Source organism: Herbaspirillum huttiense (assembly GCF_047300815.1).
Classification (GTDB): Bacteria; Pseudomonadota; Gammaproteobacteria; order Burkholderiales; family Burkholderiaceae_D; genus Herbaspirillum; species Herbaspirillum huttiense_A.
Map to the genome: position 1 here is coordinate 4905498 of NZ_CP178608.1, position 17834 is coordinate 4923331.

General features: G+C 60.0%; 18 protein-coding genes and 1 pseudogene. 8 read left to right on the forward strand and 11 right to left on the reverse strand.

Annotated elements, in window-relative coordinates:
* Nucleotides 1-20: 20 nt before the first annotated feature.
* The gene (locus tag ACLRDN_RS22460; RefSeq protein ID WP_039783570.1) at nucleotides 21-674 is read left to right on the forward strand and encodes an LON peptidase substrate-binding domain-containing protein; all 654 of its coding nucleotides are present in this window, start codon (nucleotides 21-23) and stop codon (nucleotides 672-674) included.
* Between the two features lie 64 nt (nucleotides 675-738).
* On the opposite strand, the gene ACLRDN_RS22465 is transcribed toward ACLRDN_RS22460, so the two are convergent.
* The 3 genes from ACLRDN_RS22465 to ACLRDN_RS22475 form a co-directional block, all read right to left on the reverse strand.
* Nucleotides 739-1428: a MarC family protein gene (locus tag ACLRDN_RS22465; protein ID WP_413458072.1), complete on the reverse strand. Its 690-nt coding sequence runs from the start codon at nucleotides 1426-1428 to the stop codon at nucleotides 739-741.
* A 121-nt stretch (nucleotides 1429-1549) separates the two neighbouring features.
* Entirely contained in the window at nucleotides 1550-2800 is a 1251-nt protein-coding gene (locus ACLRDN_RS22470) for an MFS transporter (protein ID WP_413458073.1), read from the reverse strand.
* Between the two features lie 146 nt (nucleotides 2801-2946).
* Nucleotides 2947-3408, reverse strand: a complete 462-nt coding sequence (locus ACLRDN_RS22475) for a hypothetical protein (RefSeq protein ID WP_413458074.1) — start codon at nucleotides 3406-3408, stop codon at nucleotides 2947-2949.
* 434 nt (nucleotides 3409-3842) lie between these two features.
* Between ACLRDN_RS22475 and ACLRDN_RS22480 the strand changes: the two genes are divergently transcribed.
* The 3 genes from ACLRDN_RS22480 to ACLRDN_RS22490 all read left to right on the forward strand — a co-directional run bounded on the left by ACLRDN_RS22480 (nucleotide 3843) and on the right by ACLRDN_RS22490 (nucleotide 5595).
* Nucleotides 3843-4205, forward strand: coding sequence for a transposase (locus ACLRDN_RS22480; RefSeq protein WP_209568292.1), 363 nt, complete (start codon nucleotides 3843-3845; stop codon nucleotides 4203-4205).
* Nucleotides 4184-5002 (forward strand): IS3 family transposase, encoded by an 819-nt coding sequence (locus ACLRDN_RS22485; RefSeq protein WP_413460389.1) that lies wholly within the window; start codon nucleotides 4184-4186, stop codon nucleotides 5000-5002. Before ACLRDN_RS22480 ends, ACLRDN_RS22485 begins: the two co-directional genes overlap by 22 nt.
* 128 nt (nucleotides 5003-5130) lie before the next feature.
* Nucleotides 5131-5595 carry a winged helix-turn-helix transcriptional regulator gene (locus ACLRDN_RS22490; protein WP_413460437.1) on the forward strand — a complete coding sequence of 155 codons (465 nt, stop codon included), beginning with the start codon at nucleotides 5131-5133 and terminating at the stop codon, nucleotides 5593-5595.
* On the opposite strand, the gene ACLRDN_RS22495 is transcribed toward ACLRDN_RS22490, so the two are convergent.
* The 8 genes and pseudogenes from ACLRDN_RS22495 to ACLRDN_RS22530 form a co-directional block, all read right to left on the reverse strand.
* Nucleotides 5485-7932, reverse strand: coding sequence for a bpX6 domain-containing protein (locus tag ACLRDN_RS22495; protein WP_413458075.1), 2448 nt, complete (start codon nucleotides 7930-7932; stop codon nucleotides 5485-5487). The two genes, ACLRDN_RS22490 and ACLRDN_RS22495, sit on opposite strands and share 111 nt — an antisense overlap.
* The gene (locus ACLRDN_RS22500) at nucleotides 7922-9730 is read right to left on the reverse strand and encodes a hypothetical protein (protein ID WP_413458076.1); all 1809 of its coding nucleotides are present in this window, start codon (nucleotides 9728-9730) and stop codon (nucleotides 7922-7924) included. Before ACLRDN_RS22500 ends, ACLRDN_RS22495 begins: the two co-directional genes overlap by 11 nt.
* A complete protein-coding gene (locus ACLRDN_RS22505) occupies nucleotides 9727-10143 on the reverse strand; it encodes a hypothetical protein (protein ID WP_034336438.1) in 417 nt (138 codons plus the stop codon). Before ACLRDN_RS22505 ends, ACLRDN_RS22500 begins: the two co-directional genes overlap by 4 nt.
* On the reverse strand, nucleotides 10143-11264 hold the full coding sequence (locus ACLRDN_RS22510; RefSeq protein ID WP_034336441.1) for an AAA family ATPase: 1122 nt from the start codon (nucleotides 11262-11264) through the stop codon (nucleotides 10143-10145). The genes ACLRDN_RS22505 and ACLRDN_RS22510 overlap by 1 nt, the downstream gene beginning before the upstream one ends.
* A 127-nt stretch (nucleotides 11265-11391) precedes the next feature.
* A pseudogene (locus tag ACLRDN_RS22515) lies at nucleotides 11392-11667 on the reverse strand (XdhC family protein); the annotation flags it as partial.
* A complete protein-coding gene (locus ACLRDN_RS22520) occupies nucleotides 11657-12082 on the reverse strand; it encodes a hypothetical protein (RefSeq protein WP_413458077.1) in 426 nt (141 codons plus the stop codon). The gene ACLRDN_RS22520 and the pseudogene ACLRDN_RS22515, both read right to left, overlap by 11 nt.
* Nucleotides 12083-12156: 74 nt before the next feature.
* Nucleotides 12157-12528 (reverse strand): VOC family protein, encoded by a 372-nt coding sequence (locus tag ACLRDN_RS22525; protein ID WP_413458078.1) that lies wholly within the window; start codon nucleotides 12526-12528, stop codon nucleotides 12157-12159.
* A gap of 468 nt (nucleotides 12529-12996) precedes the next feature.
* Nucleotides 12997-13929, reverse strand: a complete 933-nt coding sequence (locus tag ACLRDN_RS22530) for a LysR substrate-binding domain-containing protein (protein WP_413458079.1) — start codon at nucleotides 13927-13929, stop codon at nucleotides 12997-12999.
* A gap of 120 nt (nucleotides 13930-14049) precedes the next feature.
* Between ACLRDN_RS22530 and ACLRDN_RS22535 the strand changes: the two genes are divergently transcribed.
* The 4 genes from ACLRDN_RS22535 (at nucleotide 14050) to ACLRDN_RS22550 (ending at nucleotide 17805) form a co-directional block, all read left to right on the forward strand.
* Nucleotides 14050-15489, forward strand: coding sequence for an NAD-dependent succinate-semialdehyde dehydrogenase (locus ACLRDN_RS22535; protein ID WP_413458080.1), 1440 nt, complete (start codon nucleotides 14050-14052; stop codon nucleotides 15487-15489).
* A gap of 33 nt (nucleotides 15490-15522) precedes the next feature.
* The gene (locus tag ACLRDN_RS22540) at nucleotides 15523-15867 is read left to right on the forward strand and encodes a carboxymuconolactone decarboxylase family protein (protein ID WP_413458081.1); all 345 of its coding nucleotides are present in this window, start codon (nucleotides 15523-15525) and stop codon (nucleotides 15865-15867) included.
* 55 nt (nucleotides 15868-15922) lie between these two features.
* A complete protein-coding gene (locus ACLRDN_RS22545) occupies nucleotides 15923-16903 on the forward strand; it encodes an NAD(P)H-quinone oxidoreductase (protein ID WP_413458082.1) in 981 nt (326 codons plus the stop codon).
* A gap of 191 nt (nucleotides 16904-17094) precedes the next feature.
* Nucleotides 17095-17805: an SDR family NAD(P)-dependent oxidoreductase gene (locus ACLRDN_RS22550; protein WP_413458083.1), complete on the forward strand. Its 711-nt coding sequence runs from the start codon at nucleotides 17095-17097 to the stop codon at nucleotides 17803-17805.
* Nucleotides 17806-17834: the final 29 nt, after the last annotated feature.

Genomic DNA, 17834 nt, shown 5'->3' on the forward strand with positions numbered 1-17834 from the left:
GACCGCTGCCAGGAGTGACCATGCCCGCCGCCCCCGCTACCCCGCGCCCGCCGATCTCGGCCCAAACCATCCCGCTGTTTCCGCTGGCCAGCACGCTCTTCCCGGAAGGGCGGCTGCCGCTGCAGATCTTCGAGGTGCGTTATCTGGACATGATCGGCAAGTGCATCGCCGAGGGCAGCAGCTTCGGCGTGGTGGCCCTGACGGAAGGATCGGAAGTGCGGCGGCCCGGCCAGAGCGAACGCTTCGTCGGCGTGGGCACGCTGGCGCGCATCCAGGAATGGAGCACGCCCTCCCCCGGCCTCATGCGCATCGCCTGCCTGGGCAGCGAGCGTTTCCGCATCGTGCAGGCCGAGCAGCAGAAACATGGACTATGGACGGCGCAGGTAGAGATGATGGAAGCGGACCGTGCGGTGACGATTCCTGAAGAGCTGCGCAATACCTCGCAGGCGCTGGACAACCTGCTGCAATCGGTATTGCGCCAGGGCCTGCCGGATAGCGAAGTGCCCATCGCCGCGCCTTACCGGCTGGACGATTGCGGCTGGGTGGCCAACCGCTGGGCCGAGATGATGCCCATCTCCGTGAACCTCAAGCAGAGCCTGCTGGCGCTGGACAATCCCTTGTTGCGGCTGGAGCTGGTGCAGGATGCACTGGATGAGCTGGGCTGGCTGAAATAGTCAGTTATTTCCATATTGCAACTAACTATCCCGCTTCAGATTTACTGAAATTACTTCGTTCCCGTCACGGCGCCACGCCGCTGATCCCCGCCTCGGCCAGCAGCGCCGACATCCCCGACCAGAAGATCTGGATCCCGATACACAGCAGGATGAAGGCCGACAGGCGCAGCACCACCATGGTGCCCAGGCGCCCCATCAGCAACACCAGCTTGTGCGCATAGTTGTAGCAAAGGAAGATCACCAGCGCCGTGAGCGCTGCGCCCAGGGCGGCACTGCCGACCGAGATGACCCAATCCAGCAGGCGGGTCGGCGTATTGGCGCCTAACGTGATGGAAGCGGCGATGGTGCCAGGGCCGACGGTCAGGGGGAAGCTCATCGGATAGAAGCTGCGTGCCTTGATTTCGTCGTCGGGCAGGTCTTCGTCATAGGACTTGGCCACTTGCGTGGGGATGGAGCTGTCCTGGCTGTTGTCGTTGAGCAGCTTCCAGCCGGAGACCGCCACCAGCAAGCCGCCGCCCACGCGCACGATGGGCAGCGAGATGCCGAAGAAGGTCAGCACGTGCGAGCCGATGAAGATGGCCGCCACCAGCATGAACCAGCAATTGATGGCGACCTGGCGCGCGATGCGCTTTTCGGTGCTGCGGCTGACGTTGCCCAGCAGGTTGGCGAAGACCGGCGCGATGCCCAGGGGATTGAGGATGGGCAAGAGCGTGACCGGAATCAGCACGACCGCCTTGAGGAAAAGGATGAACATGGCGCAATCAGAAATAAACGGCGAATAATCGGCATTGAAGGTTGACCCGGCAGCGTAGCTGAAACCCGCTACGCTGCCAACCACGGCCGCATCTGCCGTTGCGCGCTTGCGCCCTATTCCCTCAGGCGGCCCGCAGGCGCATGCCGCGCACGCGGGTCAGGAGCAGCAGCGCCACGGCCAGGTTCAGCAGGTTCCAGGCGATGCCGTTGGCGAAGGCGGCATGGTAGTTGCCGGTAAGGTCGAAGATCTTGCCCGACATCCAGCCGCCCAGCGCCATGCCGAACATGGTGGCCATGATGACCGCGCCCACGCGCTGGCCGGCTTCGGCAGCCGGGAAGTATTCGCGCACGATGATGGCGTAGGACGGCACGATGCCGCCCTGGAACAACCCGAACAGGGCCGAGATGAGGTAGAGCGAGGCCAGGCTGTCGAAGGGGATGAACAGCAGCAGCGACAGGCCCTGCAGGGTCGAGCCCAGCAGTAGCGTGCGCAGGCCGCCGATGCGGTCGCAGATGGCCCCGGAGACCAGGCGGCTGACCACCCCACAGGCCAGCATCAGCGAGAGCATCTGGGCGCCGCGCGCCGGGCCGTAGCCGAGGTCGCCGCAGTAGGCCACGATGTGGACCTGGGGCATGGCCATGGCCACGCAACAGGCGACACCGGCCACGCACAGAAGCAGCTGGGCGGAGCCCGGTGCCAGGCCGAAGGGGCGCGGGCCGCCGCCGGCGCGGGGGCTGGCCGGTCCGCTGTCCTGCAGCGGCGGCCGGGCGCGCATGAGCAGGGCCAGGCTGCACATGATGAGGCTGCAGGCGATGCCCATGCCGATGTAGGTGTGCTGCCAGCCGACGCTGTCGACGAAGTGCTGGATGATGGGCGGCCACAGTGCGCCGCCCAGGTAGTTGCCGCTGGCGCAGACCGCGACGGCGATGCCGCGCCGCTTGCGGAACCACAGCGAGGTATCGGCCACCAGCGGCGAGAAGGTACAGGCGGTGCCCAGCAAGCCGATCAGCAGGCAATGGGCGGCCATGAAGCACCAGATGTTGGGTGCCAGCGCGGCCGCGATGAAGCCTGCGCCCAGGCAGGCCCCGCCCAGCAGCAGCGGGCGCATGATGCCGTAGCGGTCGGCCATGCGACCCATGAAGAGGCCGCCGACGCCCACGCCCAGCATGGTGAGGGTATAGGGCATGGAGGCCAGTCCGCGATCTACCTGGAAATGCGCCTGCACCGCCGGCAGCACCACCGCCATCACGTACATGCCGCTGGCGCCCACGATCATGAGGACCAGGGTGATGCACAGGCGCAGCACGGCATAGGAGGAATCGACCTGATGACGGTCGGTGGCCGCGGACAGCGCGGGGGAGGAAGGGGGCATGGGGGTCTCCGGGTTCATTTTTTTATGTGGTCAACAGTGTGTGCTTGGGCTCGGAGGCAATTTCCAATTGCGCTGCGAGGAACAATGCACAGATGAACTGCCATTACGGTGTCTCTGGCCGATTGCGAACAATGAACTTGATCCGGTCAGCCTTGATTCTCATCTTTTTTATAAGGATAGTAATCGATGCAGATTCCCAGGCTTGCTTCGGCAAGGCGTCCCATCAATGCAGGTTCAAGCTCAACGACAATATTGAAATCACTGAAGAGCCCGACAAACAATTCGGCCCTTCCTCCTTCTGCGCGAACCTTCCTGAAAAAAGAAGCGAGTTCGGAAAGCAATTCGATTTGCCGCGTGGTCTCCTCTTCTACCAAAATGGAATCGGAGAGCACTGTTTCTTTTGTCAGTCTTTCGCTCCAGTAGGAAAAATCATGGACGCCGCCCAAAGGCTTTCCATGAATGGAGAAGCGAGGACTCCCCACAGTCCAACTGCGACGGGGCGTGCGCCCTATCGTTTTTGAAATCTCTTCGTGAGGCATAGCCGGATGCCAAATCCGAAGCGAAATAACGTACTGATAGGCAGAGGGATCCGGTTCTTGCTTTTTCATGACATCAGATTTCCCGTTCAGATGGTCTTTATCGGTATAGGTGGATTGAGACTCTGGACGATTCAATCTCGCGTAATCCAGCGACCAGCGCCAATTCCTCACTGATACCAGCCACCTTCATCGATTCACAAGCAGAACGATCGCAGAAAAGATCATTCCCCAAAATACCAACACGCCTGCCAATCCCATCAACATCAGGATTTGGCTGAGATAACGAAGAGCTGACCGGACTTGCTGGAGTTTGTCATTCACCTTTGCCAGGAACAGAATGGCGAGCCCCGAACAAATGGTGAAGAAGATGGTGCCGCCGATGCCGGCCGTGACTGTTGATTTGCATTGAAAACTGACCCACTTTTGGAGTGAACCCTCGGGCTGGACCAAGGCTAGGAGATGAAGTGATACGCTTGTCGAGCCTTCTCAGGAGGAGCGACATCATGGCATCACGAGGTCCATATCGGCGGCACAGCCCGCAATTCAAGATACAGATATGCAGCGATATTCGCAGCGGCAAGATAGGGCGACGCGAGGCGCTCAAGACTCATAACTTGTCGGCCAATCTCATGCAGATGTGGCTAGGGCAGTTTGATCGCGGTGAGCTGGATGCAGAAGATGCTGCTGCGTCGACGGTTGCAGAGTACGAAGCACATATTGCCGCGTTGGAACGGAAGGTAGGCCAGCTGACGATGGAGTTGGATCTCCTCAAAAAAACGCCACGGCTACGACTCGTCAGCAACAGCGAGAACTCATCGATCATCAGCGGCCCCAAGCCTGCTCCATCCGACGAGGATGCCAAATGATCGATCTGCCGCGTAGCACCTACTATTATCAGCCCAGGCCGGCTACTGCCGTACTCGGTGATGCTGAGCTGGCCCATCTGATAGAAGACATCCACGATGTATTCCCGGGCTATGGCTATCGTCGAATCACGTTGGAATTGAGGGCACGCGGGCATGTGGTCAATCACAAGCGCGTAGCCAGGATCATGCGTGAGCATGAGGTATACGGCCATCATCGGCGCAGGTTCAAGCCGGCGGCCGGCACTGAAACCGACGTCGCCGTCTTTCCTAATCACTATCAGAACATCATTCCAACGGAGCCAGATCGTGTCTGGATTGCCGATATCACCTACATCCGAATAGCATCCGGCTTTATCTACCTGGCCGTTGTTTTGGATGCTTGCAGCCGCAAGGTAATCGGCTACGCTTTATCTAAGCGGATAGACACGCCTTTGGCCCTGGCCGCGCTGACGGCCGCCTACAGAATTCGCAAGCCGGCGCCCGGCACCTGCATTCACCATACGGATCGTGGGTGCCAATATGCCAGTGCCTTATACCGGGATTCTTTGGAGGAATTTGGTCTGATAGGATCGATGAGTGCTCCAGCCAATCCATATCACAACGCCCAGGCGGAAAGCTTCATGAAGACGCTTAAGGTCGAAGAGGTTTATCTGGCCGGATATGAGAAATTCGACGACGTGGCAGCGAGACTGCCATACTTCATCGAAGAGATTTACAACGAACGGCGTATGCACTCGGCGCTGGGCTATCAATCACCTAACCAGTTCGAAGCACAACTTGCTCGGCAAGCGGCTTAGTTTCTCGACCAACCTTGGTCCAGCCCGAGGGGTTCACTCCATTTCCCAGGAAATTTGCATCCAAAGTTGACCCATGTTTAGACCACAATCCTGCTCATGACAGCGAGCGGGAGAACGGAGTGATAGACGTGGCCCTACTTGGAATTATTCGACGCTGGTACATCAGAGACCGCATCTCAATTCGGGAAATCGCCCGCAGGCTCGACATATCCCGCAACACAGTTCGCCGCTACATCCGATCCGATGTCAGCGAACCTGCTTATCCAGCAAGGCGTTCGCCAAGCTCGCTCGATGACTTCACCGCCAGGCTCTCCGCTTGGCTCAGCGCAGAGGCGGTCAAATCTCGGAAGCAAAGAAGGACCCTGAAACAGATGTTCCTGGACTTAAGAGAGCTGGGATACGAGGGGTCGTATGACCGGGTGGCTGCCTTCAGCAGGCAATGGAAGGTGGGTCAAATGGAGAGGGTCAAATCTGCGAGCAAATCAACACTCTACCGAAGCGGAGATATCACGGCTGTGCACCAACAACGGCGAAAAAGGCGCGTTCGACGGAAGTCGAAGCACCGTCGGCGTGTCGCGGGTGCTGTTCGGTAATAACTGCCAAACCTGCTCACCCGGACGAGGGAAGCTGTCACGTTGCAGGAGTCGGCGCGAAGGCAATTGATAACGCCATTGCTGTATTTCGTCAGCGCCGGATAGCAACAGTGTTTGCGTGCCCGACTCTTCTTGAAAGGCAAAAATCTGTCCCGGCAAGTCTGCGACTTGCCAACTCACCGCCAATTGCTCCTTGCTGGTGTCAATGGCGACCAGTCGATTGTCGATCACCGCATTCCAGATCAAGCCATCATAATCATCCGCCCAGAAACGCAGTGGCTGCACGATCCAATCCGCTACCTTGCCTGCCAGCAGGTCGATCCGACTGACTCGCCACATGCGGTCACGGGGCGCCAGGGCCAGCGCGCGTTGCCCTCCTGCGGCAATGACCAGGCGTGTTGCCGGAACGGGGAATTGCATCAGTTGGCGGCCATAGCGGTCGATGCGAACAACGCCCGCCTCGCCCAGTGCAAGCAGATAGTGACCATCTGACAAACAACGGGCATCGTGTATCGGCAGCAGACCACGCTCTGTCAGATGCACAGGCAATGTCTGTCTACGCGCCCCTAGCGTTTGTGGCGGCTCCGCGTTGGAAATGTTGAGCGGCGGCAAATCCGCTTTCAATACATGGTCCTCGGATAGCTTCAACAGTTGCGCGAACGACTTTTGGTCGAAGCTATTGCGCCCCGTCATCCGGTCCGCCAGCAATGGCCGTATCAGTTCTGCAGCCAGACGCCTGGTAGCAAACGAATGCTGCGCCATGGTCTTCAATTCCCTTCCCAAGCGGGCACGCTGTTGTGCACCCGGCTCACTCTGATCGGCGAGCAACTGCAGGATGCTGCTCTCACTGCTGGCCAGGCTGTCCGGCAACAGGGTCAGCTTTTTAAGCAGTGCACGCAAGCCCATCGTGCCGCCGGCACGCTCCGCCTGCAACAGCCAAGTCAATGCCTGGTCACGCTGATCGGCAAGCGGCCAGATGACTTCAGCGGCTTCGCTCAGGTGAGCGCGCAAGGCAAGATCCTGCGCCCACAGCAGCCGCAGCGTGGCTGCCTGGGGACTCTGGCGGCGCTCCAGCAACTGCACCGCGGCAGCAAACGCCTGCCCGAGTTGAGCCAGTTGCAGCGCCCGCTCAATGTTGCCTTCCAGGCACCACAGTCGTACCGCAATCTCAGGCGCCAGCTCCATCGTTTCGGCCAGTTGCGCAGCTTGCTTGATGCGACCTTTGCGCTCAAGATAGTCGACCGCTTCGCCACCACATTTGAGCAATTCGGCCAGCACAAAGGTGGCTTCGTCGATATTGCCTTCCCGGTCCAGGCGTTCGAAGGTGCTACGGTATTTATTGCGTAAATAATTTTCCAGCTCGGCGCCCAGACCGATGGCGTTACTCACCGACTGCGGGCCGGTGATATCCAGGCCTGCACGCGGACGCGGCGTACCAAAAGCTGGTCGACTGACTTTCGACAATGCATCGAGGGGGATGGCATAGCGCAGAGCTTCCTGCATATCACCTTTTTCCAGCAATTCCATCATCTTGCGCAGATAGGCTGCCTGACGCCAACCAATAACTTTTGAGGCACGCGTGATGATCGCCAGTTTTTCCGCCATGGCGCGCAGAAGCTGCGCCAGTGTCGATGCCCCTGCTGCGTTTGTGGAGCGCGGTGATGTTTGCTCCTGCCGCACAGTCTGTTGGGAGCCACCACCGAGTAGCTTGCGCAGGATCAACGGGATGCCTCCCAGCAGCATAGCCGCCAGCCCAACCGTAGCTTGCGCCACGGCGGTCCCCGGCATTCTGTTGAGTCCCTTGCGCTGCACCTGCTCCACGCGCTTAAAAAAGTCCTCACGTTGGGCACTGGGCGAAGGGATCGCGCCAGCGAAGATGCTGCGCACCGGCGTCACCGTCAGCGGCTCCACACCAACCGCCTCACCTCGCGGCGGCAGCAACGGCACATGCAAGGTAATCGCGCTGAGATCCAACCAGGCTGCGGGATTGATACGTGGCGCTGTAACCAGACTGATCAGTTGTACTTGTGCCGCACGTACCAGCCAGATACTGGTGGTGGGCGTCGCGGCGCGTTCATCCGGCGCAAGTGGCGCGCTGCTGAGAATACCTGACTGCTCACACAAAGGCAGGCCGTCCAACATCGCACAATGGCCGTAGCGGGGTGCCGCCAGCATCAGCAAATAACCGTCTTGCACCAGATGCAGCCGCGCGCCCGGCGTCCAATGCTTCAACACCCGGCGCCGGGCTTCAGTCTCACCGAGAAGGGCCAGGTCAAACCACAGCGCATGCACCATCTGCATGCCCTCATACAGCGGGCGCCGGATTTTATGACTCATCCAGACCTCCATCGTGGGAAATTTGCAGCAGCGGCTGATCGTCGTCAATGGCACGCACGACGACGGTGCTGGTTTTTGCTGTAATCCACGCAATCCGGCTACTGGCAACGTCCATGCAGGCATGCTGGATGGGCTCGGCCGTAGCAGCCAGCTCATGGCGTGCTTGGCCGACGCGCAACTCTATCCGCCGCTTTGCGGGATGTAGAACCACCAACCCGGCTTGTGCATGTTTCTTGCTCAAAACAACTCCGAGCACGGTCACGCCCTCTTCGACTTCTATCGTTTCACCAACACCGGACTTACCCAGTGACCAACTGGTGGTGCTCCGTTGAATTGCCATCAGGCCGAAGTTGTAATTTCGATGCCGCTCTTTGCTTCCGCCATATAGCAGTTGCCTTCCGGCTTGCTCAAGTCGCCCTTGCTTAAGCGGTACGACATGTTGACTGCTCCAGGTATATAAATCGATGCCATCGCCATCGGCTGAGGCAAAGAATAAAATGTTGTTGACCTGCTGAATACCGATCACATCGTTGGCGATGTGGAGAAATTGCGGCTCAGAATTGGCCTGATTTTTCATGCGTTTATCTGCACGCCAGCACACCAGCCGTTTTTTGGTATCAAGCACGACTACATCTTCGCTCGGATGAGCGTGGTCGCGTGAGAGCAGATAAAACGTCGGCAGCCAGCGCGCCATGCCCGGCGGCGCATGAAAATCATCCTGCGGTGGCCGCTCGCACATGGTCCGCTGACCTGAGAACAGCGGCCCGGGAAAGCCGTGAAAATCCAGCTTGCCGTCCACCGACGTGATGAAAGACAAATTCGGTTTGAAGACGCCTGCGGCAAGGATAGCGCCACTGGTCGGCGCGGCCTGGACGCGATGCTTGCCCGGTTTGGATTGTGCCGATTGCGGTACGTTGTAGACGATCGCGCCGCCGCCGACTTGCGCCACGCAAAGCCAGTTGCCGCCACTGGAAAAACGCGGCGCCTGGGCGCGCGACGGCCGGCTGCCGCGATGATGAAAAACACCCAGTGGCGCAGCCGGCGTGAACGGTGCCCGCAGCAGACGCACCGCCGTTGGCGTGTCGGGCAGCTCCAGCTGCAGCGCGCGATGATCGTGCCGCTGCTGCAAGCTGACCTGCAAAAAGTTGCCGCTCAAGGCGCGCCGGATAAGGATACGGTTGACGATTGGCAGCGGCGCTTCACCACCACCGACAAACCAGCAATCGGTCTGTTCTGCATCGAACACTGCTTGCCATTGTTCGCGCGCATCGGCCGGCGGCGCCAGCAAGCTGCGCGACTTCAGCAATTTACGGATGCCACCTAGACCGGTATCGTCATGCAGGATTCCCGGTTGCTGCAGAATGCCCCAACTGAATTGCGCGTCGGCTTGTTCTGCACGGCGCGCCAGCAGGATAAACAAGGCCATCTGCGCCAAGCGCGGCTCCCCCAGCTGTGCCAGTCCGGCGTCGAACAAAGCAACGCTGCGCAAGGAGCGCTGGTGCAGCGCCGGCTCCGGACCGTTGAATAATAATTCGCCATTACCGGCGCGACGAATGAACTCGTCCGGCTCGGCATCCGCATAGACCCACTCGGTCATCAGCAGGCGCTCATAATTGCCGCGGCGGACAATATTGCCGATGCCGGCCGGTTCAATGCCACGTACCGGAGTGGCGGTGCTGAGCTTGCCGATCAAAGGCTGCAGACGCAGCAAGAGCTCACCGACAGCAGGGATCAAGTCTGGCGCAAACAGCGTCAGCCAGGCTGCCCATGGCTCCAGTGGTGCGGGTAGCCGGGTCATGCCAACTGCCCTGCCAGCCAGTCCAGCAACTGCGGCGTCAGCGTTTGCGCAGCGGCAAGCGACAGTATTTGTTCCGGCCCATGCCATAGCAGCACCGGGCTGCTGCCGGCGCGCTCGATCAAATTCGATTGCAGCAGATCGACCGGCAACAAAGGTTCAAGATGAGTAGGCGTCCACAAGTTGGGCGCTTGCGGTGAAGGCGCGCAGTAGCGCGCCCCGTCAATCCAGGGCAGCGCCTGATTGACGCCCAGTACCACCAGCAAATCGCGTGTAGCGACCACCGACAATACTTGCAGTTGCTCGTCGCTGCATTGTCGCAACTGCGCCAATAGCGCCGGCAGCAACGCGCCGGCCGCCACCAGCCCGGCCGGCGTCAGCGCACTGGTGCGCGCTTGCCATGCCACTACTTGCATCACACGCCACTCACGGCGGCAACCAGACGCTTGCGGCGTTCGCCCAGTTCTGGCGGCATTTGTTCCGGATCAAAGTTGGCATCGATCTCGCGTAGCAAGGCTTCGAACTTGGGACGCGCATCGCCAGAGCTGCCATCGGCCAGCAGCAGATCGGCGCTTTCCGCCAGACGTGACAGCCGCGCCAATGGTTGTTGGGCCACTTGCTCCACTACCGCGTGCAGCAAGGGATGACTGGCTTCGGCAAGCAGTTCACGCAAGACTTCGCGGGCGCTATGTTGGCCGGCGGCCGTCGGGATCACATACAACAGCGGCCACAGGTCGGCACGGCTGGCAGTCTCACGCCCTGCCAGCACCGTCGCCGCTGCGATCAGTTGCTGGGCTTTGACAATGCGCCGGTCCGACAAGGGGATATGGGCCTGACGCAATAGTCGGATCGCCTGTGCCAAGGGCATGTGCACGCTGTCCAAATCGACTTTCGACACCGCGCGATTAAGTACATCGAGACTGGACAATTCAGCGGCGGCCGTCACCTTGTTTTGGCCTGCCGCCCAGCCGCCGGCCAGCAGATCTTCCAAACGATGGTCGGCTACCGGTTCGACAAACACGTGCAGCAGAAAACGGTCGGCAAACGCGGCCAGACCTTCGTCTTCCGGCAGGCTGTTGGCGGCGCCAACACAAACTCGCAATGGGCAAGCAATGCGTGTGTGGCCGCGACGGAATTGGCGTTCGTTCAACAAGCCCAGCAAGGTATTGAGAATAGCGGTCGAGCCGAGGAACACCTCATCGAGAAACGCGATCTCCGCCTCAGGCAACATGCCAGCGACATCCGTTTCGACCAGGCCTTCGCGCAACTTGCCGAGGTTGACTGGGCCGAACAGCTCTGAAGGCTCGGTAAAGCGGCCCAGCAAATATTCAAAATACTGTCCGCCCAGACTTTGCGCCACACGTCGCACTACGGCGCTTTTTGCGGTACCTGGAGGCCCTACCACCAGAAGATGTTCTTGTGCGACGGCAGCAAGAATCATCAGTTCGGCAAGCTGTTCGCGATCAACCAGCCCTGCTGTGGCTTCGCGGATGGCGACGCGCAGACTTCCGGCGGCTTGGTTCACAGTCAAGGTCATAGGTAGTCGGATCGATGTCAGGAATGGTCCGGCATCTTAACAAAAAAAAACAATGGTGCGTCACGGCAACTGACCCTGATCCGTCGGCAAAATCAAGATACGCAGCATCATTGTGATGGATGCTTCCCTATTTTTTTTTTGCAGACAGAATAACAATCCCATGACGCACAGCAGTCATTTCGGCAATCACCGAGACGGCAATCTCGGCCGGCGTCTTGCTGCCTATATGCAAGCCGGCCGGGCCGTGCAAACGCGCGACATCTTCCGCAGTGAGGTCGAATAAAGCCAGCCGTTCGCGGCGGCGCGCATTGTTGTCGCGCGAACCGATAGCGCCGACATAGAAGGCCGGCGAACGCAAAGCTTCCATCAGGGCCAGGTCATCGAGCTTGGGATCATGGGACATAATCCTTCTTGCACATTGCATAGGTTTCACGCAAGGTGATGCAAGAATGCCGCAATTGGGATACCAGCATCGCAGAGACTCGCCATTCCATTTCACGCCTATGATCCACATAAGAGGAAGCTCTACGCTCTCGCTCTTGCTCTGACATGTTTTGCAACGTTTGCAGATAGGCCGTGTGAGCTTCGAGTAGCAACGACTCACAATTCTCAAGCACCTTCTTGACGGCGTCATCAACCGACAAGGCTGTGTTCCAGACTGCCGTGGACATCTTTTTACCCGCACATGCTGAATATGCTCTTTCAGCTCTGGCAAAAGCAAAGTCAGCGGGCCCTTTGGGCGCTTGGGCCAAGGCGATGCCGGCAAAAAATTGCGACAACAAAGCTGTCAATATTACAGAAACAGAAAATCTGACCATTTGGATGAGTCGATAGATAGACAGGATTGGTCGGTGGCGTTGAAAGTCCGTTTCGGGTCGAAAGCGGCCATTTTCTAAACAATTTGCTGACGATACTCTCTACTGGATATCGATACCGAGTTTCCATCAGGATCTTTCGCGTTGGCGAACTGATACCCATTTGCCTGGTGGGTACTGCCAAAATGCAGACCTTTCTTCGCAGATTCTTCCTTGAATTTTTCAACATCGGAAACACTGAATACCAGCTTGACTACCGCCTGCCCAAATCTTAGAGATTTGGCCGCCTGATGAATCAGAAGATTGATACCGGCATCTGGCGCACTCAATTCGATGAGGCCTTCACGTACCTCGCCGGTTGTCTTGAATCCAAAATGATCTTTGTAGAATGCACTGGTGACAGCGGGATTGCGGGCATATATCAAAAGCGTATTGAATGATGCAGTCATGGTCTCTCAAGGAGGGATAAAGAAGCTCGGATTGTTGGCCAGGGTATTCAGACGCCGACTTGAACAACAAAAGCTATTTTTCAGCCAGACTTCAATTCATCGCGGACGACTGCTGCTGACAGATAACGGACTCACGTACCTGAGAGAATCAAGGTACGGAGTATTGGAAGCAACTCGCGATAGTCTGACAAATAGCCGTCATTTTGCATAGGTCTCGACGCGCGCGCAGAGGCGAATAGTTCATTGCTTACATCAGTCAATGTTGCCCGCTTGCGCTCCTTCGCAGCCCTCATGCTGGCGGAAAGTGAGCCGTAATGTTCGTACCCATTAAAGGACATCGCAAAGGCAAATACGGCCTGTGGATCAGTTGGATCGGGAAGACTTTCAATGGTAAGTGGAGTCATAGTCGTGACGTGCCTTGAGTTGACAGCTTCTGGCCGGTTGCGGACTTCGATGAAACCGGGTCGGCTAGCAGCCCGCGTGGCCCAGCGACCAGCTTTCAGGCGACCCGATATACATGCGCAGCTGATCCAGCAATGCCGTCACACGCGCAGGCGGCTTCCTCAATGCGCGCAGCGCGTGAATCCCGGTCATCGCGCATGGCTGTGCTGACCATTCGGGGAACAGCTGGATCAGTTGGCCGGCCTTGACGTCAGGACCGACCACCCAATCAGGCAGATACCCGATGCCAAGCCCCTCCCGGGCAGCCTGGCGCATGGCTTCAAAGTCATCGCAGGCGAACACGGCTTGCGAGCTTGCCGTGCGCGTGTTGCTGCCCAGGACATCTGCCCATCCCAGCAGGTCCGCTCCGTGCATCTTGTCGATCAGCCTGTGCGCGCACAGCTCGCCAATCGATGCGGGCAGACCTGCCTTGGCAAGATAATGAGGGCTCGCGCAGAGGATGCGGGTCTGGGTGGCAATGCGGGTACCGATCAAGGTGCTGTCGGCCATGTCCCCGATGCGTATCACCAGGTCGAGCCGTTCTGCCACCGGGTCCGCCAGGCGTTCGGTCAGATCCAGTTCCAGCCGCAGGTCCGGGTACTGGCGTCCGAGCTCCCCCATGGCAGGAATGACGTAACGCTTTCCGAAGGTCGGGAAGCATGCCACCCGCAAGGTCCCGGTAACGGCCCCTTTCATCGAGGCCAGCTCCTGCTGCGCGTCTTCCAGGGAGTCCAGGATTTGCCGCGCACGCACCAGCAATGCCTCACCGGCATCGGTCAGTGTCAGCAGGCGCGTTGAGCGCAGGAACAGCGGCGTATCCAAATACTGCTCAAGGGTATCGATCTGGCGCCCAATCGAGGAGGGCGTTCTTCCGCGCCGGCGGCCGGCACCGGAAAAACTCCCTTCCCGTGCGACGTCGGCAAACACGCCCAGGAACTCCGCAAACTTCTCTGACTGCATTTGTGCATTCCTTGCATAGCCATTGTGGGGAAGCGATGTCTTATCGCCAGCGGCCCATGGTTTTAATCTTCTTCCCACGGTCAGTGCACATGCTACCGAACTCACCCAAGGAAGACCATCATGCAAAAGTATACGTACGACCCGCTTCACCTGTTCATTGACGGCGCCTGGCTGGAAGCCGGTAGCCGCGACACCTCGGCCGTGATCAACCCGGCCACCGGCGCAACATTGGGACGCCTGCCCCTGGCCACCCCGGCCGACCTGGATGCTGCGCTGAAGGCCGCCGATCGTGCCTTCGAGACCTGGCGCCAAACCGTGCCCGCCGAGCGCGCCCGCATCCTCAAGGGTGCGGCCGAATTGATGCGCAAGCGCTCCGTGCACATTGCCACTCTGATGACATTGGAAGAGGGCAAGCCCCTCAGCGAAAGCGTCGACGAAGTCCTGCGTGCAGCGGACTACTTCGAATGGTTCGCGGAGGAGGCCCGTCGCATCGACGGACGCGTCGTTGCCTCGAACCGCCCGGGCGTCCAGCAGCTGGTGAAGCGTCAGCCGATTGGCCCGGTTGCCGCCTTCACGCCCTGGAACTTTCCTGCCATCACGCCGGCCCGCAAGTTGTCTGCCGCGCTGGCGGCCGGCTGCAGCGTCATCCTCAAGCCCGGTGAAGAGAGTCCCGCGACCGCCCTGGCCCTGGCCCGCTGCCTGGACGATGCAGGCCTGCCCAAGGGAGTCCTGCAGATCGTCTTCGGTGTCCCCGACATGGTCTCGGCGCACCTGATCGCATCCCCGGTGATCCGGAAAGTCGCCTTCACCGGCTCCATTCCTGTAGGACGCCTGCTCTCGGAACGCGCCGCCGCCGGTGTCAAGCCCATCACCCTGGAGCTGGGCGGCCACGGCCCGGTGCTGGTCTTCGACGATGCCGATATCGATGCGGCGGCCATCGGGGGCGCCGCCAATCGTTTTCGCGGCACGGGACAGATTTGCATTTCCTCGACCCGCTTCCTCATCCAGCGCAACGCTTACGAGCGCTTTGTGGAGCGCTTCCTGGCAAAGACCCGTGAGCTGGTCGTGGGCGACGGCCTGGCTCCGGATACGCAGGTGGGGCCGCTGGCCAATCCGCGCCAGTTGGCCAAGATGGAAGCCCTGGTTGCCGACGCCCTGGCGCAAGGCGCCAAATTGCTGGCAGGGGGCAAGCGCATGGACCGGCCGGGTTACTTCTTCGAGCCGACCGTGCTGGCCGAGGTCCCCATGAGCGCACGCATCATGCATGAAGAGCCGTTCGGCCCCATCGCCGTGCTGCGCCCCTTCGACCAGCTCGACGATGGCCTGGCCGAGGCGAACCGCCTTCCCTATGCCTTGTCGGCCTACGCCTTCACACGCGACGCGCGCACCGCCATCGATGTGGGCGACAGGCTGCAGGCAGGCATGATCGGCATCAACCAGTACCGCATCGTGGCGACCGAACTTCCCTTCGGTGGCATGAAGGAAAGCGGCCACGGATCAGAGGGCGGCACCGAGGGAATCGGCCACTACCTGACCAACAAATTCATCAGCCAGGCCTGATCCCACCCTCACCCCACCAGACAAGGACAAGACATGCACCCCATCGACTTCACCAGCCCCCGCGCTGCTGCGCGCCCCTTCACCCCGAAGCTCTCCGACTTCGTCGAGGAGCCGCTCTACTCGCAGGTCTGGAAGGACAAGGACCTGGCTCCCCGTGATCGCAGCCTGATCACCATCGCCTGCCTTGTCGCCATGAACCACGCCAATGAGCTGCCGGCCCATTTGCGCCGCGGCATCCAGAACGGCTTGACCGAGACCGAACTCAGTGCAGCCATCACGCACCTGGCCTTCTATGCGGGATTTCCTGCGGCCATCACGGCCTCGGCCTATGCCCATGCGGCATTTGCCGAAGACCGCGCCGGCGAAACCGGCGCGTAAGCCACGCCGGCGCGCGAGATACACATCCATTTACATTCAACATGAGAGAAACAAAATGAAAGCCATTACCTTTGACGAATTTGGTGGACCCGAGGTACTCAGGATGGGCGACTTCATGACGCCCGAGATCCGCCCTGCCGATCTGCTGGTGCGCACGCATGCAGCCGGCGTCAATCGCGCCGACCTGACCCATCGTCGCGGCGGCTACGGCCGGCCGGACTTCGGTGACTCCAGCATCATGGGCCTGGAGATCGCGGGTGAAGTCATCGCCGTCGGTACTGACGTGCAGGGTTACAAGATCGGTGACCGTGTCATGGGCATCGTGGGCGGCGGCGCCTACGCCGAGATGGCGCGCATCGATTATCGGATGGCCATGCCGGTGCCTGAGGGATTGGACTACATCCAGGCGGCCGCCATCACCGAGGTGTTCGTCACCGCACACGAGGCGCTCATCCACCTGGGCAAGCTGGAGCCGGGGGAGACAGTGCTGGTGCATGCCGGAGCCGGCGGCGTGGGTGGCGCCGCTGTGCAGCTCGCGCATGCCGTTGGCGCGACCGTCATTACCACCGCGCAGTCGCGTGCGCATGCGCTGGTTCGCAAGATGGGCGCAGACCATGCCATCGACTACGAAAAGGAAGATTTTGCCGAAGCGGTCGCCAGGCTGACCGGGGACCGCGGCGTGAACCTCATCCTCGACTTCATCGGCGCACCCTATTTCGAGCGCAACGTGAATTCGCTGGCCTTCGGCGGGCGCCTGGTGCAGATCGGCATCATGGGCGGCATCGAGAATGCCAGGATACCCCTGGACCGATTGCTGTATCGCCACCTGCAGATCATGGGCACGGTCATGAAGTCGCGCTCCCAGGACGTCAAACACGCCATGTCCCGCCGCTTCAGGGAACGCTGGCTGTCGCAATTCGGTGCCGATGGCCTGGCTCCGGTGATCGACAGCGTATTCCCGCTCGCAGAGGCCGGCCAAGCCCAGAAGCGCATGGAGGATGGCCTCAATGTCGGGAAAATTGTGCTGACCATGTAATCAACGGCGCAGCAGCAAAAGCCACGATGGCCGCTGGGTGGCCATCGTGGCAAGCATGCTGGCGCTGGCCTCAAATGCTGTTTTCGCAAAAATGAATTGCCGTGCTGGCGGATTGTTGTCGGGAAGGTGCGCTCCTATCATTTTCCCTGTCGAGTTCGACTCAATCCCAACATTTCCTCCAGAGGCCAATCATGAGTACAGCAAAAAAAGTCGCCATCGTCACCGGCGCATCGCAAGGCATCGGCGCCGAAATCGTCAAGGCCTATCGCCAGCTCGGTTATCGCGTGCTGGCCACTTCGCGTTCCATCAAGCCGTCCGATGACGCCGACGTCGTCACCGTGGCCGGCGACATCGGCGACCGCACCACCGCACAGCGCGTGGTTGCCGAAGCCCTCGCCCGCTTCGGCCGTGTCGATACGCTGGTCAACAACGCCGGCATCTACATCGGCAAACCCTTTACCGAAAATACCGTGGAAGACTACAACGCCATCATGAACGTGAACATGGCCGGCTTCTTCCACATCACCCAGCTGGCCCTGGCCGAGATCGAGAAGCAGGACGGCGGCCATGTCGTCACCGTCACCGGCAGCATCGACAATGGCATGAGCGGCGGCGTCTATACCGGATTGGCCGGGCTGACCAAGGGCGGACTCAACGCGGCCACCCGCGCACTGGCCATCGAGTATGCGGAAAAGCGCATCCGCTTCAACGCCGTTGCACCCGGCGTCATCAGGACGCCGATGCATGCAGAAGAAAATCTCCAGTTCTTCGGCAAATACCATCCGCTGGGCCGCATTGGCGAAGCCAGCGAAGTAGCCAGCGCCATCACCTTCCTGGAAACCGCCGAATTCATTACGGGTGAAATCATCCACGTGGACGGCGGCCAGCACGCCGGCCGCTAAGCGCCCCTCCGCTTCAAGGGCCCGCGTCA

Bases quoted from the DNA above. Each gene is read 5' to 3' on its own strand.
- ACLRDN_RS22460 (WP_039783570.1), top strand. From the start codon at position 21: ATGCCCGCCGCCCCCGCTACCCCGCGCCCGCCGATCTCGGCCCAAACC.
- ACLRDN_RS22465 (WP_413458072.1), bottom strand. From the start codon at position 1,428: ATGTTCATCCTTTTCCTCAAGGCGGTCGTGCTGATTCCGGTCACGCTC.
- ACLRDN_RS22470 (WP_413458073.1), bottom strand. From the start codon at position 2,800: ATGCCCCCTTCCTCCCCCGCGCTGTCCGCGGCCACCGACCGTCATCAG.
- ACLRDN_RS22475 (WP_413458074.1), bottom strand. From the start codon at position 3,408: ATGAAAAAGCAAGAACCGGATCCCTCTGCCTATCAGTACGTTATTTCG.
- ACLRDN_RS22480 (WP_209568292.1), top strand. From the start codon at position 3,843: ATGGCATCACGAGGTCCATATCGGCGGCACAGCCCGCAATTCAAGATA.
- ACLRDN_RS22495 (WP_413458075.1), bottom strand. From the start codon at position 7,932: ATGAGTCATAAAATCCGGCGCCCGCTGTATGAGGGCATGCAGATGGTG.
- ACLRDN_RS22500 (WP_413458076.1), bottom strand. From the start codon at position 9,730: ATGACCCGGCTACCCGCACCACTGGAGCCATGGGCAGCCTGGCTGACG.
- ACLRDN_RS22505 (WP_034336438.1), bottom strand. From the start codon at position 10,143: ATGCAAGTAGTGGCATGGCAAGCGCGCACCAGTGCGCTGACGCCGGCC.
- ACLRDN_RS22510 (WP_034336441.1), bottom strand. From the start codon at position 11,264: ATGACCTTGACTGTGAACCAAGCCGCCGGAAGTCTGCGCGTCGCCATC.
- ACLRDN_RS22520 (WP_413458077.1), bottom strand. From the start codon at position 12,082: ATGGTCAGATTTTCTGTTTCTGTAATATTGACAGCTTTGTTGTCGCAA.
- ACLRDN_RS22525 (WP_413458078.1), bottom strand. From the start codon at position 12,528: ATGACTGCATCATTCAATACGCTTTTGATATATGCCCGCAATCCCGCT.
- ACLRDN_RS22530 (WP_413458079.1), bottom strand. From the start codon at position 13,929: ATGCAGTCAGAGAAGTTTGCGGAGTTCCTGGGCGTGTTTGCCGACGTC.
- ACLRDN_RS22535 (WP_413458080.1), top strand. From the start codon at position 14,050: ATGCAAAAGTATACGTACGACCCGCTTCACCTGTTCATTGACGGCGCC.
- ACLRDN_RS22540 (WP_413458081.1), top strand. From the start codon at position 15,523: ATGCACCCCATCGACTTCACCAGCCCCCGCGCTGCTGCGCGCCCCTTC.
- ACLRDN_RS22545 (WP_413458082.1), top strand. From the start codon at position 15,923: ATGAAAGCCATTACCTTTGACGAATTTGGTGGACCCGAGGTACTCAGG.
- ACLRDN_RS22550 (WP_413458083.1), top strand. From the start codon at position 17,095: ATGAGTACAGCAAAAAAAGTCGCCATCGTCACCGGCGCATCGCAAGGC.